At 36.8% G+C, this 14,882-nt stretch carries 17 protein-coding genes; all 17 read right to left on the bottom strand.

Features of this window, described 5'->3' with window-relative positions; all coding sequences use genetic code 11:
- Nucleotides 1–97: 97 nt before the first annotated feature.
- Nucleotides 98–937, bottom strand: coding sequence for an OmpA/MotB family protein (locus O0931_RS18885; protein ID WP_269417048.1), 840 nt, complete (start codon nt 935–937; stop codon nt 98–100).
- Between the two features lie 188 nt (nt 938–1,125).
- Nucleotides 1,126–1,785, bottom strand: coding sequence for a DUF2461 domain-containing protein (locus O0931_RS18880; RefSeq protein WP_269417047.1), 660 nt, complete (start codon nt 1,783–1,785; stop codon nt 1,126–1,128).
- A 219-nt stretch (nt 1,786–2,004) separates the two neighbouring features.
- Nucleotides 2,005–2,403 carry a DUF983 domain-containing protein gene (locus tag O0931_RS18875; RefSeq protein WP_269417046.1) on the bottom strand — a complete coding sequence of 133 codons (399 nt, stop codon included), beginning with the start codon at nt 2,401–2,403 and terminating at the stop codon, nt 2,005–2,007.
- Between the two features lie 2 nt (nt 2,404–2,405).
- Nucleotides 2,406–2,678 (bottom strand): hypothetical protein, encoded by a 273-nt coding sequence (locus O0931_RS18870; RefSeq protein ID WP_269417045.1) that lies wholly within the window; start codon nt 2,676–2,678, stop codon nt 2,406–2,408.
- Between the two features lie 94 nt (nt 2,679–2,772).
- Nucleotides 2,773–3,315, bottom strand: a complete 543-nt coding sequence (locus O0931_RS18865) for a DUF420 domain-containing protein (RefSeq protein WP_269417044.1) — start codon at nt 3,313–3,315, stop codon at nt 2,773–2,775.
- Between the two features lie 38 nt (nt 3,316–3,353).
- A complete protein-coding gene (locus O0931_RS18860) occupies nt 3,354–4,052 on the bottom strand; it encodes an SCO family protein (RefSeq protein WP_269417043.1) in 699 nt (232 codons plus the stop codon).
- Nucleotides 4,049–4,405 (bottom strand): cytochrome C oxidase subunit IV family protein, encoded by a 357-nt coding sequence (locus O0931_RS18855; protein ID WP_269417042.1) that lies wholly within the window; start codon nt 4,403–4,405, stop codon nt 4,049–4,051. The genes O0931_RS18860 and O0931_RS18855 overlap by 4 nt, the downstream gene beginning before the upstream one ends.
- A 24-nt stretch (nt 4,406–4,429) precedes the next feature.
- Nucleotides 4,430–5,137 carry a cytochrome c oxidase subunit 3 gene (locus O0931_RS18850; RefSeq protein ID WP_269417041.1) on the bottom strand — a complete coding sequence of 236 codons (708 nt, stop codon included), beginning with the start codon at nt 5,135–5,137 and terminating at the stop codon, nt 4,430–4,432.
- Nucleotides 5,138–5,168: 31 nt separating this feature from the next.
- Nucleotides 5,169–5,735, bottom strand: a complete 567-nt coding sequence (locus O0931_RS18845; protein WP_269417040.1) for a cytochrome c oxidase subunit 3 — start codon at nt 5,733–5,735, stop codon at nt 5,169–5,171.
- An 18-nt stretch (nt 5,736–5,753) separates the two neighbouring features.
- Nucleotides 5,754–6,662, bottom strand: coding sequence for a heme o synthase (cyoE, locus tag O0931_RS18840; RefSeq protein WP_269417039.1), 909 nt, complete (start codon nt 6,660–6,662; stop codon nt 5,754–5,756).
- A gap of 11 nt (nt 6,663–6,673) precedes the next feature.
- Entirely contained in the window at nt 6,674–7,732 is a 1,059-nt protein-coding gene (locus O0931_RS18835; RefSeq protein WP_269417038.1) for a COX15/CtaA family protein, read from the bottom strand.
- An 84-nt stretch (nt 7,733–7,816) separates the two neighbouring features.
- Nucleotides 7,817–9,697 (bottom strand): cytochrome c oxidase subunit I, encoded by a 1,881-nt coding sequence (locus O0931_RS18830; protein WP_269417037.1) that lies wholly within the window; start codon nt 9,695–9,697, stop codon nt 7,817–7,819.
- A gap of 23 nt (nt 9,698–9,720) precedes the next feature.
- On the bottom strand, nt 9,721–10,953 hold the full coding sequence (locus O0931_RS18825; RefSeq protein ID WP_269417036.1) for a cytochrome c oxidase subunit II: 1,233 nt from the start codon (nt 10,951–10,953) through the stop codon (nt 9,721–9,723).
- A 67-nt stretch (nt 10,954–11,020) separates the two neighbouring features.
- Nucleotides 11,021–12,274 (bottom strand): quinol:cytochrome C oxidoreductase, encoded by a 1,254-nt coding sequence (locus O0931_RS18820; protein WP_269417035.1) that lies wholly within the window; start codon nt 12,272–12,274, stop codon nt 11,021–11,023.
- A 16-nt stretch (nt 12,275–12,290) separates the two neighbouring features.
- Nucleotides 12,291–12,875: a c-type cytochrome gene (locus O0931_RS18815; protein WP_428982698.1), complete on the bottom strand. Its 585-nt coding sequence runs from the start codon at nt 12,873–12,875 to the stop codon at nt 12,291–12,293.
- Nucleotides 12,868–13,404 carry a DUF3341 domain-containing protein gene (locus O0931_RS18810; RefSeq protein ID WP_269417033.1) on the bottom strand — a complete coding sequence of 179 codons (537 nt, stop codon included), beginning with the start codon at nt 13,402–13,404 and terminating at the stop codon, nt 12,868–12,870. The genes O0931_RS18815 and O0931_RS18810 overlap by 8 nt, the downstream gene beginning before the upstream one ends.
- Before the next feature lie 2 nt (nt 13,405–13,406).
- Nucleotides 13,407–14,879, bottom strand: coding sequence for an NrfD/PsrC family molybdoenzyme membrane anchor subunit (nrfD, locus tag O0931_RS18805; RefSeq protein WP_056869620.1), 1,473 nt, complete (start codon nt 14,877–14,879; stop codon nt 13,407–13,409).
- Nucleotides 14,880–14,882 lie beyond the last annotated feature (3 nt).

Below are 14,882 nucleotides of genomic sequence, written 5' to 3'. Positions count from 1 at the left end.
CAAAAAATTAAAGAGCTAACACATATAAGTACTCAGGAAAAGCAAAAAGCCCTGCAAGTATCATTTCGCAAGGCTTTGAAAGGCTTATTAAACCCTTTTATTTTATCAGATTATACAACTCATCCAGTTTTGGTGAAAGGACAATTTCTATCCTTCGGTTTTTACTTCTGCCATCAGCGCCGGTGTTTGGGCCAAGGGGTTGAAATTCGCCCTTTCCGGTTGCAGTCATGCGTACACTTTCTACTTTTTCTGTTTCTGTTAAATAACGAACAACCGAGGTAGAGCGTAAAACACTCAAATCCCAGTTATCTTTAATCTGACCCAGGTTATTTACTTTCTGATTATCGGTATGACCTTCTACCGCAATGTTAATTTCAGGTTGTTCCTTTAAAACCTTTGCCAATTGTGCAAGTGCCTTCTTTCCATTTTCATCAATGATGATACTTCCCGAAGGAAATAATAATTTATCCATTAAGGAAACATAAACTTTACCATTTTTAATTTCAACAGTCAGACCACTTTTAGTAAAACCCAATAAGGCTTGCTGCAGCTTTTCTTTTAACTGATTGGTTGCTTCATCACGTTTACGCAAAACCTCTTCAACTTCTTTTAAACGTTTTTCTCTTGCCACCAAATCGCCTGACAGTTTGGTTATTTCCGTTGAACTGTTGTTTTTGAGTTTATTATAGTTCGCATTTACATCATTAAACCTGCTCTGTAAATCGCGAAGATCATCCGCCAGCATTGAGGTATCTTTCTTCAGCTTTTTAACTTCATCTTCCAGGTTCTCAATCTTTATCTGGCCTTCGTTAAATGCAGTATACAAAGAATCTTTTGTGCCCAACAGTGCTTTATATTTTTTTGGAGATAATACAACGCAGGAGGTAATAGATGTGGCAAATAAGAATATCGCAAAAGCAAGGAAGGTATTTTTCATTTTAGTATCAAGTATTTAGTATTCAGTATCAAGTAATGAGTATCAGGTATCAAGTTTGGGTAAACTATTGAATTGCCACCAGTTCAGACTGAACAATTTTACAGTTATTTATATTTTTTTAACGGTTTAATTATAAAATTTGCACCAACTTAGTTAACCGATTCAAACAATTCTACAACTAACCGGCATTAAACATCTATAGCATTTCGCAAAAATACAACTAATGGTTGTACTGTTTTGAAAGAACTTATTAACTTATTAACGAGTGTTGGTTTAAAAAATTCTTCATCCGCAATAGGCATTGTTGCTTCGAAACTCTTTAATTTTAAATATTCAATATTCGGGTCGGACGGATCGTAACCTTTGGGCGCATTCTTTAATGCCGATTCTGTTCCCAGCTTAAAGTTTTTCTTAAAATCCTTACTTTCTACAATCTCCTTAAAATCGCCTATATTATAATCTATTTCCTGGCGGATGAGTTTAACATGTGGTGCATCGGGCATCCAATAGCCTCCCGCAATAAAACTTTTTCCGGGTTGGATATGCAAATAATAACCGGGTTCATTTCCGCCTTTTTTGGTAGAGAACCATATACCGAAGTTATTTTTGTAAGGATCTTTATTTTTACTGAAACGAACATCACGATAAATGCGCATTAAACTTTTCTTTGGGTCAGCTTCTGCAGAAAGTGCCGGATCAACCTTTGCCAATTCGGGTATAATGGAAGCGACAAGTGTTAAAACATCAGCCTTTGCTTCTTCATATCTCGGTTTATTTTCGGCGAACCATTCACGATTATTGTTTTCAGCAACGTCTTTAATAAAACTAAGGGTTTCTTTTTTTAACATAGGCTTTTTGGGGTCAAGTGTTAAATCTGGTTAATGGGTTAACTGTTGGTATCGCTTTATTGTTAAATTGTTGGATTGTTCTAAACCTAAAATACTCCATTGCAAGCAGAAATTTATTCTGATACTATTAACCAATTTCATTTTAAACAACTTAATACAATTAACCGATTTAAACAATTTCAACAATTAAAACAGTTTCGGCAATTAACATTCTAACAACTACACTTTATCGTAATAAGGTTTATATTTAATATTGGGCGATAAAACGTGAAGCAGTATAATTCTGGAGTACCTGTAATTAACGGGATAAAGGATAAAGCATCCGGTGAAAATTACAATTAAGTAGGTCCAGAAGGTATTGTCTTCTAAAGGGCCGACCAGCAAAAAAGTAATAAAGCTTACGATTAGCATTTCGATAACATTCATTGCATAACTAACGTACATGGCCGCATAAAAATAGCCGGGCTCTATTTCAATCCGCTGTCCGCAATGTGCACAAATCTCTTTTGTATGCTGAATATTCCATCCATATAAACTGCCTGTAAAAATAGCACCTCTGCGGCAATGCGGACATTTTGCATGAACGATTGCATACAGTTTAGATGTTTTTCCAGACATTTTTAATTCAGGTTAATCGGCTTTGATTTCATATTAAGGTGAACATTTTTCTTACGGTATTTTTTATACCATAAAATACCTACAGCGGTAAATAAAATGTAAGGAATTGCCAATAAGTATAAAACACCTGTGTTCAAACCTGCTGCCTGTGTATTGCCATTTTTAACACCTTGTTCGGCATTTATGGTACACATGGCACATTGTGCATTAACTTTAGGATGAATGGCAAATAATAATGCGAATATCAATAAGATAAAAAGTGCTTTTTTCTTCATCACAACAAATATACAGATAAACGAATTTAGGCACTTAAAAATTGTGTCATAAAAAAGGTTCAGGTTTGCAAGCTGAACCTTATTATTTTAATGGTTAGTATTGGTAATAGGGTGATATCATTAAGTAAACAACTACCCCCGTTATTGCCACATACAACCACAACGGATATGTTATTCTCGCTATCTTTCTGTGTTTATCAAATTTTTCGGCCAACGCCCTGACATAGGTTACTAGAACCAATGGAATTATGGCAATGGAAAGTAAAATATGAGTAAGTAAAATAAAAAAATATATGTATTTAATTGCCCCGTCGCCACCAAATTTTGTTGAAGGCGTTGTCATGTGATATGCAATATACATCACTAAAAACAGTAAAGAACAACCAATAGCCGCTTTCATTAAGTTTTGGTGCAACTGAACCTTTCCATTTTTAATTGCCCTTACTGCAATAATCAAAAGAATGGCTGTAATACCGTTAATGGTTGCATAAATCGGAGGCAAATATGGTAAAGGGCTTACATCTATACCCAGATCTTTCAGCTTAACCATAAATAGCACGGCTACCGCCACAGGGATAACTATAGATAAGATAATTATCCAAACGTTATACTTTTTTTCAATTGAATTATTTTCCATTAGATTAATACCCTTTAAGGGATTTAATTTATAGTCTTTTATCGTCCGTCTTTGAGGTTTCGCAAATCTTCGGCAACCAGGACTTTTATTTCGTCATCCAGCTTTGCTAAGGCATCGGCGTTGTTTGCCTCATAGTAACCCCTTATTCTATGCTGGTTATCCAACAGTATAATTTGATTCCCGTAGATGAATTTAGTTTTACCATATTCCTCATGGTGGATAATATCAAGTAATAATCCTTGTCTGATGAAAGGATAAACCCTCAAACTATCGCCACTTAAAAAGTCCCATTTCCCAGGTTTAGCACCTAACGAATCTGCTAAAGATTTTAAGTTGTAAGGGTAATCCTGCGGATCTACTGAAAGGCTTAGAAAACGAATTAAAGGATTTCTGTCATATCCTTCAGCAATCTTCTTGAGGTTGGTGTTTACATCTTTAAGTGGGCTTGCTCTATAAAATAAATTCAGCACCACTATTTTGCCTTGCAATACAGACCAGTTCAGGGTTTCATTATTTTGATTTACAAAGCTGAAATCCGGTACAACATGGTATATCGTATCGGGAATTTTTTTGCCTTTAACAGAATGGAAAGTTTTCGCAACAATCTTTTCCCCAAAAACAGGAAGGCTTTTATAACGGTTTTTTGCAAAGTGAGGCAATAAGTAAAAAAACAAAAATCCCGGTATAGCCAATATGCTTACCAGGATTAATGATTTTTTTATCGAGAATGGTCTCATGAATGCGCTGCCATGTGCAGATTTAAGAACCCGCCTTCAATTAGCATTAATACAATAAAGTAAATAATAAAAATGAATGATACTGTTAATGCTAATTGCAATCCCAATTTCTCAAATTTTAAGTGCATAAAGTACGCAACGATATAAAATGCCTTAACTAAAGTTAAAGCGATATAAATATAATTACCTATGTGCTGAGGAATATGTCCACCAGGAATTGCCCATAATGCGATGATAAACTCAATACCTGTAATTAAAGATAAAATACCGGCTACTTTCCAGATCTTACTTTTGGTCATTCCTGCATGGTCATCGTGTTCGTGACCCTCGGCTGTATGTGAATGTTCTGACATGTTAAATATTTTTATAAATTAAAATTAAACCAAATAGAAGAATGTGAATACAAACACCCATACTAAATCTACGAAGTGCCAGTATAAACCAACTTTTTCTACCATTAAATAGTGGCCTCTTCTTTCGAAAGTTCCATTGATGGTCATCACTAAAATGATAATATTAATCATTACCCCGCTAAATACGTGGAAACCATGGAAACCGGTTATGGTAAAGAACAAGTTTGCAAACTGTTGTGCGGCTACCAGCGATACATCTCCTGTAAATAAATGTTTCAATTCTTCGGCAGTTGGAATCTGGCCCCACCAAAAACCTTCATGGTGTAAGTGGCTCCATTCTAAAGCCTGACAGCCTAAGAACATAAAACCACCGATAATAGTTGCTATCATCCAGCCAATAACTTCTTTTTTAGCACGACGGTGACCGGCTTCTACAGCCATAACCATCGTTACCGAACTTAAAATCAGGATAAAAGTCATGATACCCACAAAAACTAATGGAGCACCGCTATCTTTTAAGCCGGGAATAGATTGGAAAACCAAATCCGGATCAGGCCAGGCTGATTTAGAAAAGCGCTGAGCGCCATAATAGATCAACAAAGAGGAGAATGTAAAAGCATCTGATAAAAGGAAAAACCACATCATGATTTTACCATATTCTACCGACCAGGGAGAACGACCACCGTTCCATGGTCCTGTTTTAACTTGATCTAATTGTGATACTGAATTCATTTGGAAATAGTATAATAGTTTGTTAACAAATTTAACGGTTCAAAAGTAAAAAAACATACAGATATATCCATAATATATCTATAAAATGCCAAAAAATAGAGGTTATCTCCATCCGGAATTTATTCTTTGCCAGGGTAATATTTTTATAGCTGCCAACTAAACTGCTGGTAATAAAGCCTAAACCTGCTATGATGTGGAATAAGTGCATTAACGGTACGACATAAATAAATGATATTGCAGCATTATTCCCGACCATAGTCGCACCGGTTTTTACCATACTGCCCCATGCAACAAACTGCATAAAGCCAAAACCAAATGCCAAAATAATGGTTAACCAAAGCATTTTACGCTGTAAGCTGAAATTTAATTTTCTTAATGCTCTTGAAGCAAGGGTTAATGTAACACTACTTGCAATAATTAATAGTGTACTGTAAATAAATGCATCAGGTAAAACCAGTCCGTGTCCCTTTCCCTTCGATGCTGCGAATACCAAATAATAACTGGTAAAGCCGCCAAACATAATGGTAGACGATACAACAAAAAGCCATACAATAAACTTTTTAGGCTTTGGGTCGAATATATCTTGTGTTTTTTCCATTGATAAAACCATAAATAATTATTTTGCTATAAAATCAAACATCAATACCAGCTGTACCGCAGGTATGTAAAAAAACGAACAGAACATTACTTTTTTTGCATCAACCAATTCTCTGTTCACTAATAATTTAAAAGCGAGCCAGCTGAAAATAGCGCCGGCCACTATTGATAAAGCTGTAATGTAATAACCGCCAAAGCCATAAAATGTTGGCAGTAAACTTACCGGTATTAAAATCAGCGTACTTACAAAAGTAAATAATGCGGATGTTTTGTCTCTCTTTTTTGTCGGCAATAATCTAAATCCGGCTTTTTTATAATCATCATCCAAAACCCATGCAATTGCCCAAAAATGCGGAAACTGCCAAACAAATTGGATTAAAAATAATATAACGGCGATTTTGTAATCAATATCTAAAAACAAATCAGATTTTAAACTACCAAATGCTGCTAAATACCCAATCAGTGGTGGCAATGCGCCTGGTATTGCACCTACAAAAACCGCAATCGGCGACTTTCTTTTCAATGGTGTATATGCAAACGCATACAATAAAATTGAAAATACCGATAATAACCCCGTTTCTAAATTTAACTGACCTAAAAGCCAGGTACCTAAAAAAGCCATAAAAACACCGAGAACCAATCCTTGTCCGGTGGTCATCCTACCGGCAGGCATTGGCCGGTCTTTGGTCCGGCTCATCAACTTATCCAGGTCGACTTCTATAATTTCATTAAAACAATTTGCAGCAGCGGTAACTAAAAATCCCCCGGCAATTAATATTAACCAGTTTCCCCAATCTATTGATGGGATATGCCCTCTACCTACCTGCATTTTCTGACCAATCAAAAAGGATATGGATGCAGAGAACACTACCGTAAAGGATAGCCTGAATTTAATTAGCTTAGAAAAATCTGAAAAAAATTGTTTCAATTCTCTTATTATTATTGTCTGTATGTCCTTGTTCTGTAAACCAGCAAGTACAAATAAAACTGTAAACTAAATAGCATTGTCGAAAATAATATGTGCAATGCCTGGGCAACAGGTGGTAAAGAAATATATGCCAATGCAACCCCGCTTAATAATTGGATGAGTAAAGTAAGCAAAATAAATCTCGCAGTTAATAACGGTGCTGCTTTTCCGCTAAATCTGTCTATAACCATTTTATAAATGATACCGTTACAAACAATAACCAGAATGGCCATGTCTCTATGGTAATTAAAAACGTCACCAACCTTTGCAATCCATGTATCTCTACCGCCAGATGAAAGCGATTTGGCAATCACATCTATTGCTTCTCTGACATCAGTGCCTAAAATGATTTGTACAATACTGACCATTAATGTAAAGAACAAAAAACCTTTCAACCACAAAATCCGGTACATAATAACCGATGGTTCTTTATGCAGCTGTTTTGCATAATTATAGGTATAAATTGAAATTACTAAAATAACAAGTGCCAAGAGCATATGCAAGGTAACAACCCATTGCGCCAGGTTTGTAGATACCACTATCGAACCCAGCCAGGCCTGATAGCCAACAACAAAAATATTCAGGATACTTAATACAATTATTCGCTTTGCTGTTTTTCTATATATAAATGAATAACCAGCGGTAAGCAATAAAAACAGGCCGGCCAAAACACCTGCCAAACGGTTTAAATATTCTGTCCAGGTTTTTGCAGGATTAAATTCTTCAGGTACCGTTATATTCTTATCATGCCTGATGCTATCTGCTAATTCCTTTTTGCCCATACTTTCGAGGTATCTGGCAAATTTTTCATTCTTCTTAATCCTGCCGGCAACGTACTTTTCTTTATAATCTGCAGGAAGTTGCGATACGTTCGTAGGTGGAATATATCTGTCGAAACATTTCGGCCAATCAGGACAACCCATGCCAGACCCGGTGCTGCGAACAATACCGCCGGCAAGTATAACCAATAGTGTAATTATAATGGTTATAAAGTTGATGCTGATAAAACGTTTTTCTGATCCGCTGATCATATATCTGTTAAGATGAAAAGGGTATCCGGATAAGCAGAAACTTAATCAGATACCCCTTTAAAATTTTTGTTAAAGCTAGCTAAACTAGCCCTTATTTTCTGTCACAGGATTGGCGATTTCCCAATCTTGCTGAATTTTTTCCGCTTCCTCATTTCCTTCAAAATCATGAGGTAAATTAGAACTCATTGTTTGAGAGAAAGGAACGGTTTGAGGAATGAAATCAGCATCGTGACCAGGTTTACTATAGTCGTATGGCCATCTGTAAACTGTGGGAATTTCTCCCGGCCAGTTTCCATGTAAGTGTTCTACAGGAGCTGTCCATTCTAATGTATTTGATTCCCAAGGATTTTGAGGTGCTTTCTTTCCCTTATAAATTGAGTAGAAGAAGTTAAATAAGAATGCTACCTGTGCTAACGCAGCCATAATAGCAGCCCATGTTACGAATACGTTAACCGTTAACCATTTTTTCATGAATTCGAATTCAGTGAAAGCATAGTAACGACGTGGTACGCCATCTAAACCTAAGAAGTGTAATGGGAAGAAAACAAGATAAGCTGCGATAAATGTTAACCAGAAGTGCAGATAACCCAGTTTCGCGTTCATCATACGACCGAACATTTTAGGGTACCAGTGATAAACACCCGCAAGCATACCAAAGATCGCTGCAGAACCCATAACCAGGTGGAAGTGGGCAACTACGAAATAAGTATCGTGTAAGTTAATATCTAAGGATGCATTACCTAAAAAGATACCGGTTAAACCACCAGAGATAAAAAATGAAACTAAACCAATAGCAAATAACATCGCAGGGGTGAAACGAATGTTACCTCTCCATAATGTTGCTAAATAGTTAAATGTTTTTACTGCTGATGGAACTGCAATAATTAAAGTGGTAATCATAAATACACCACCCAATAACGGGTTCATACCCGTAACAAACATATGGTGACCCCATACGATAAATGAAAGTACAGTAATACCGATTAATGAATAAACCATTGCATGGTAACCAAAAATTGGTTTACGTGAATTTACAGAGATAACTTCTGATGAGATACCCAATGCCGGCATAATTACAATATATACCTCAGGGTGACCTAAGAACCAGAATAAGTGTTGCCATAAAATTGGAGAACCACCTTCATTAGGCAAAATGTTTGTACCCATTACGATATCAGACAGATAGAAACTTGTTCCGAAACTTCTATCGAATATCATTAATACAACGCCCGCTACAAGAACTGGGAAAGATAAAATACCTAAAATAGCCGTTAAGAAGAATGCCCAGATAGTTAAAGGCATTTTCCAAAGATCCATTCCTTTAGTACGCATATTTAATATTGTACTTACGTAATTTATACCACCCATTAAGGATGAAGCAACGAAAAGTATCATACTAATTAACCACATTGTCATCCCTAAGCCTGAACCCGGAATTGCAGTTTCAATGATTGATAATGGCGGATAAACCGTCCACCCACCTGATGCAGGTCCAGTTTGAATAAAGAATGAACCCATCATTACCACACAGGCCGTAAAGAAAAACCAGTATGAAAGCATATTCAGGAATGGTGATGCCATATCCCTGGCTCCAATTTGTAATGGAATTAATAAGTTACTGAAAGTACCGCTTAATCCTGCCGTTAGTACAAAGAATACCATGATGGTACCGTGAATGGTAACCAAAGCGAGGTAAAAATCAGATTTAATACGACCACCTTCTGCCCATTTACCTAAAAATGTTTCCAAGAAAGGGAAGTTTTTATCAGGCCACGCTAACTGAATACGGAATAAAATAGATAAACCCATTGCAATAACCGCCATGATAATACCGGTTATCAAAAATTGCTTCGCAATCATTTTGTGGTCCATACTGAAGATGTACTTTGAAATTAAAGTCTCTTTATGGTGCCCGTGATCAGCGTGATCGTGATTGTGTTCGTCGTGTAATGCTATTGTTGACATAATTCTTTTCGCTCTTCGGTATATTATTTATTTAAAGCCATTTGGTTTGTTTTAACAGCTGCAGAATCTGTAGCTGCCGAATCTGTTCCAGAGTTAACTGGAGCAGGCGCCACCGGCAAATTAAATTGTTTTCTTAAATCGTCGTTTAAGTATGTTTTTTGTTCAGCTAACCAGGTTTTATATTCTTCCATGGAAACTACACGAACAACCTTTTGCATGTTATAGTGACCAGAACCACAAATCTTTGCACAGTAGAAAAGATATTTAAAGTTAGGATCGTTTGTTTTTTGTTGCATTTCTGCGGTTGTAATGGTTGGCGTAAACTCGAATATGGTTTGCATACCCGGTACCGTATTCAACTGCACCCTGAAATGAGGCATATAAAAACTGTGTATAACATCTTTACTGGTTAAAATAAGTTTGATTGGCTTGCCTACCGGTATAACCATCTCATCTGCCATTTGGTCATCACGAGATTTCAAATCTTTAAAATCAATACCTAAAGTATTTGATGCTGTAATTAATTTATAGTTCTTATGTCCCACAACGCCATCAGTTCCAGGGTAACGGATAGTCCATTTAAACTGCTCTGAAGTCATTTCGATCTGAATAGGCATGTTTTTAGGGTCATCAACTTTGTAGAATATTGATCTCCATGTTAAGAAACCCATTAATACCAATACTGTTAAAACCAAAGCTGGTACAATTGTCCAGATTTTTTCAATGAGGTTATTGTGCGGGTAATAATATGCTTTTCTTTTAGCCGAATATTTATAGACATAAGAAAATCCGAATAATAAGATGTGCGTAACAACGAACACGATTGTCGTAATGATTAATGTTAAATTAAACATGTCGTCAATACGTTTTCCATGGATTGAAGCTGCATCAGGCAATAACATTGCACCATGTACCGTGTATTCCCAATACACACCGTATAAGCCTAAAACCAGGAATAGTGCAAATAAACTTGCATGTACCCTGTTCCAGTTAATGCCAACAGGTTTACCTTGTGCTTCGCGGCTCAATTCATAAACTCTTATGGATTTACCCACAATGGCTATGAATAAACATATTGCAAGAAATACCAGAATATAAAATATTACTGATTTATAAACCTCGCCCATATCAACTTTCGGTGCCGCGGCAGCACCTGCAGCTGCATCCTGCGCAAATACGCTCGTGTTTGCAAAAACAGTAAGTAATACTGCTAAAGCTGCGGTCGTTTTATTCGTGATAAACTTTCTTAAACTCATTTTCTTAAAAGTAGTACGCTGTACTTCTATATAATAATTAAAATATTCGCTCTTATAAAATCATCAATTAAAGCTGATGATGCAAACTTTCTTGTAATAAAGGGTGATTTTTCGCTATTAAAGGTTTTTTGCTTAATGCGCTTAAAACGGTAAAGGTAAACAATCCTACAAAACCTGCTGCAATTCCGATTTCAATAAAGCTGAAACCGTTAGTTCCTTCTTCAACCGCTCCAGGCATAATCATTTGATAGTAATCTACCCAGTGGCCTAACAACACAACAATGGAAACAAATAATAATCTCACATCTGTTCTTTTGTTATCCCTGTCCATTAATAATAACACCGGCGCTAAGAAGTTCATTGCCAGGTTTAAAAAGAACCAGAACTTATAATATTCAAAGCGTTTATAGAAATAAACAGTTTCTTCAGGCATGTTTGCATAGTAAATTAACAAGAACTGCGCAAACCATACGTAAGTCCAGAAGATAGAGAAACCAAAGATAAACTGACCTAAATTATGTAAGTGGCTATTGTTAACCCATTGCATGTAACCGGCTCTTCTTAATAAGATGATGATTATTGCGATTGTTGCTAAACTGCTTACCCACATCGCGGCAAAGTTATACCAGCCAAACATGGTTGAGAACCAGTGTGCCTCTAACGACATGATGGTATCGAAAGCGAAAATTGGTGTTGTGAAACCGTATATTACCAAGAAAATACAAGCATTCTTAAAGCTTTTTCTGTAAGAATTTAATCCACCTGCTAAATCTTCGTTGTATGAAAATTTAACAAATAGCATAGCGAAAATACTGTAAACACCTAAAAACAATAATTGGCGACCTAAAAAGAAAGGCTTATTTAGAAATACAGATTTACCGGCAATAATTGCATCATAATGTTCCGAACCTTTTTCTGCCAAACCGTGGGTTGCCCAATGTTTATAAAGATAAGGCACACTAACGCTTTGTCCATGCTCTACAATTGTATGTTCTATAAATAAACCTGCAGATATGATTGCAATAAGTATTACGGCGGCAATTGGCAATGTTTTCGCCATTGCCTGTGGTACGCGTAAAATTGAAGCAGACCAACCTGCCTGCGCTACAAATTGAACAGCTAAGAAAAACATCCCCGACATACAAACGCATGCAAAGTAATATCCCATAAGCAACAGGTTGGCAAAAGTGCGCTCTTGGTGGCCACTTAAAAAACCGTAAGCAATAGCAGCGATACCTAAAACGATACCAACTATACTTAAAGTTTTTACTTTTCCTGTAAACTCAAATTGTTCACTAAAATTAATATTGTGAGTTCCCATTTATATTCTGCTTTACTTATTGTCCTTTTTGTAATTGTTGAACATACATCACTATTTTCCAACGATCGATTGGTAAAATTTGCGAAGCATGCGAGCCCATGTTATTTACACCATATGTAATGGTATGATAGATTTTACCAGGCGTTAAATCTGCCATATTACCACCTCTTGATGAAGCACCAGTTGAATAGGAAGGAACGCCGGTAAATTTCTCAATTTTAACCAGGTGACCCTGACCATCTCCCTTTTCACCATGACATGGTGCGCAGAAAACCACAAATGAGTGTTTACCTTGTTCTAAATTAATACTGTCAGCAGGTAACGGATTGACCATTTTAGCGCCTGCCTCATTATACCCTTCTAAAGTATTTGGATATTCATCATATTCTTCAAAACCTACAGGTTTTGTATTTGCAGGCGGTAATTGTGCCGTTTTACCATCCTTAAAGTTTTTATTTGGCTGGTCAGGATTATAAGCAATCGGATCATACATGTTCCTTGCGTACTCTAATCCTGTACTGCGTTTATCTTTACAAGCCGAAAAAGTAGCTGCAAAAGCGATAGCTAAAAACGCGGCATAAACAAATTTATTCTTATTCATAGCTAATGTACTTCCTTTCATTATACTTTACTTCTAAAGCACCGGCATCTTTTAATAAACCATCAATTACGGTGTGTGCTGCATTTTCATGCGCATCAACTGCGATAACAAAGCGATCATCTGTTGCGCGGAGATCCATTACTCTTGGTGCTCTTCCCGGAAATAAATGCGTTGAAGCATAGTAAGATAAAACCATACCGAAAGCACAGAATAAAACGGTTAACTCGAACATTATCGGAATAAAATCCGGTAAAGCAAATGATGGTTTACCACCAATGTTTACTCTCCAGTCAATTACTGCGCAAAAATAAATTAAAGCAAAAGCTGCGCAAGTACCCGTTATACCGAAGCAAAATGCTGCGATGTCGATTCTTGATCTTTTAACGCCTAATTTGGCCTCTATTCCGTGTATAGGCATTGGCGTATATACATCATAAATACTGATGTTATTTTCCTGAAGTTTTTCGATGCCATGCATCATTTCATCAGGGTCTCCAAAGCTGCCTAAAATATATTTGATATCACTCATTGTTATATTTTTGCGTATTCTTCTTGTTTAACACTATCAAATTTCTCTAAAGATTCTATGTATTCAGCTACATATTCTTTATTCTCATGTCCTTCTTTAATCTGTTTTAATTTCGCTTGCTCACTTGCAGATTTCAATAATAACTTAACCTCTGCGATAGCAATAGATGGCAATACCCTTAAGAATAATAAGAATAAAGTAAAGAACAATCCGATTGAACCTACGAATACACTCACATCAACCCATGTTGGATAGAACATTGCCCAACTTGATGGAATATAATCACGGTGTAATGAAGTAACGATAATTACGAAACGCTCGAACCACATACCTACGTTTACAACGATCGACAGAATCCAGGTTGCTTTAATGCTTAAACGGATTTTTTTGAACCATAACAACTGCGGAGAGATTACGTTACAGGTCATCATCATCCAGTATGACCACCAGTAAGGACCGGTAGACCTGTTGATAAATGCATACTGTTCGTACTCAGAACCCGAATACCAGGCAATAAAGAACTCTGTTAAGTAAGCAACACCTACAATTGAACCTGTTAAGATGATGATTTTATTCATCGACTCGATGTGGAACATTGTGATGTAGTTTTCCAGACCTAAAACTTTACGTGCAACCAATAATAAGGTTAATACCATCGCAAAGCCTGAGAAAATCGCACCTGCAACGAAGTAAGGAGGGAAAATGGTCGTGTGCCATCCCGGGATTACCGATGTTGCAAAGTCCATCGATACAATAGTGTGTACCGAAAGTACCAGTGGTGTAGAAATACCTGCTAAGATTAGAGACACCGCTTCGAAACGTTGCCATGTTTTAACACTTCCACTCCATCCAAAAGAGAAGATTGAATAAATTTTTCTGCGTGTACCAACTGCACGATCGCGGATGGTTGCAATATCCGGTAATAAACCCGTATACCAGAATAATAAGGATACAGAGAAATAAGTTGAGATTGCAAACATATCCCAAACCAGTGGCGAATTAAAGTTTACCCAAAGTGAACCAAACTGATTTGGTAAAGGTAAAACCCAGTACGCTAACCAGGGACGGCCCATGTGAGATACAACGTAGGTTGCCGCACAGATAACCGCAAAGATGGTCATTGCCTCTGCCGAACGGTTAATTGAGTTACGCCAGTTCTGACGGAATAGTAATAGTACTGCAGAGATAAGCGTTCCTGCGTGACCAATACCAACCCACCATACGAAACCGGTGATGTCCCATGCCCATCCAACTGTTTTATTTAAACCCCAAGATCCGATACCATTCCAGAAGGTATAGCTTACTGCTACAACCCAAAGCAAAGCACCTAAAGAGGCAAAGATGAAACCAATCCACCAGGCTTTATTTGGCTTATTTTCTACCGGGCCTAAAATATCATCCGTAATTTTTGCATACGTGATGTTATCGCCGGTAATTAATGGTTCTCTAAGTATTGATTCGTTATGTCCTGACATAAT

Origin of the sequence: Pedobacter rhodius (assembly GCF_027213645.1) — a bacterium.
GTDB lineage: Bacteria > Bacteroidota > Bacteroidia > Sphingobacteriales > Sphingobacteriaceae > Pedobacter > Pedobacter rhodius.
Note: the sequence above shows the minus strand (reverse complement) of the source record. Positions and strands in the feature narration are given on the sequence as shown.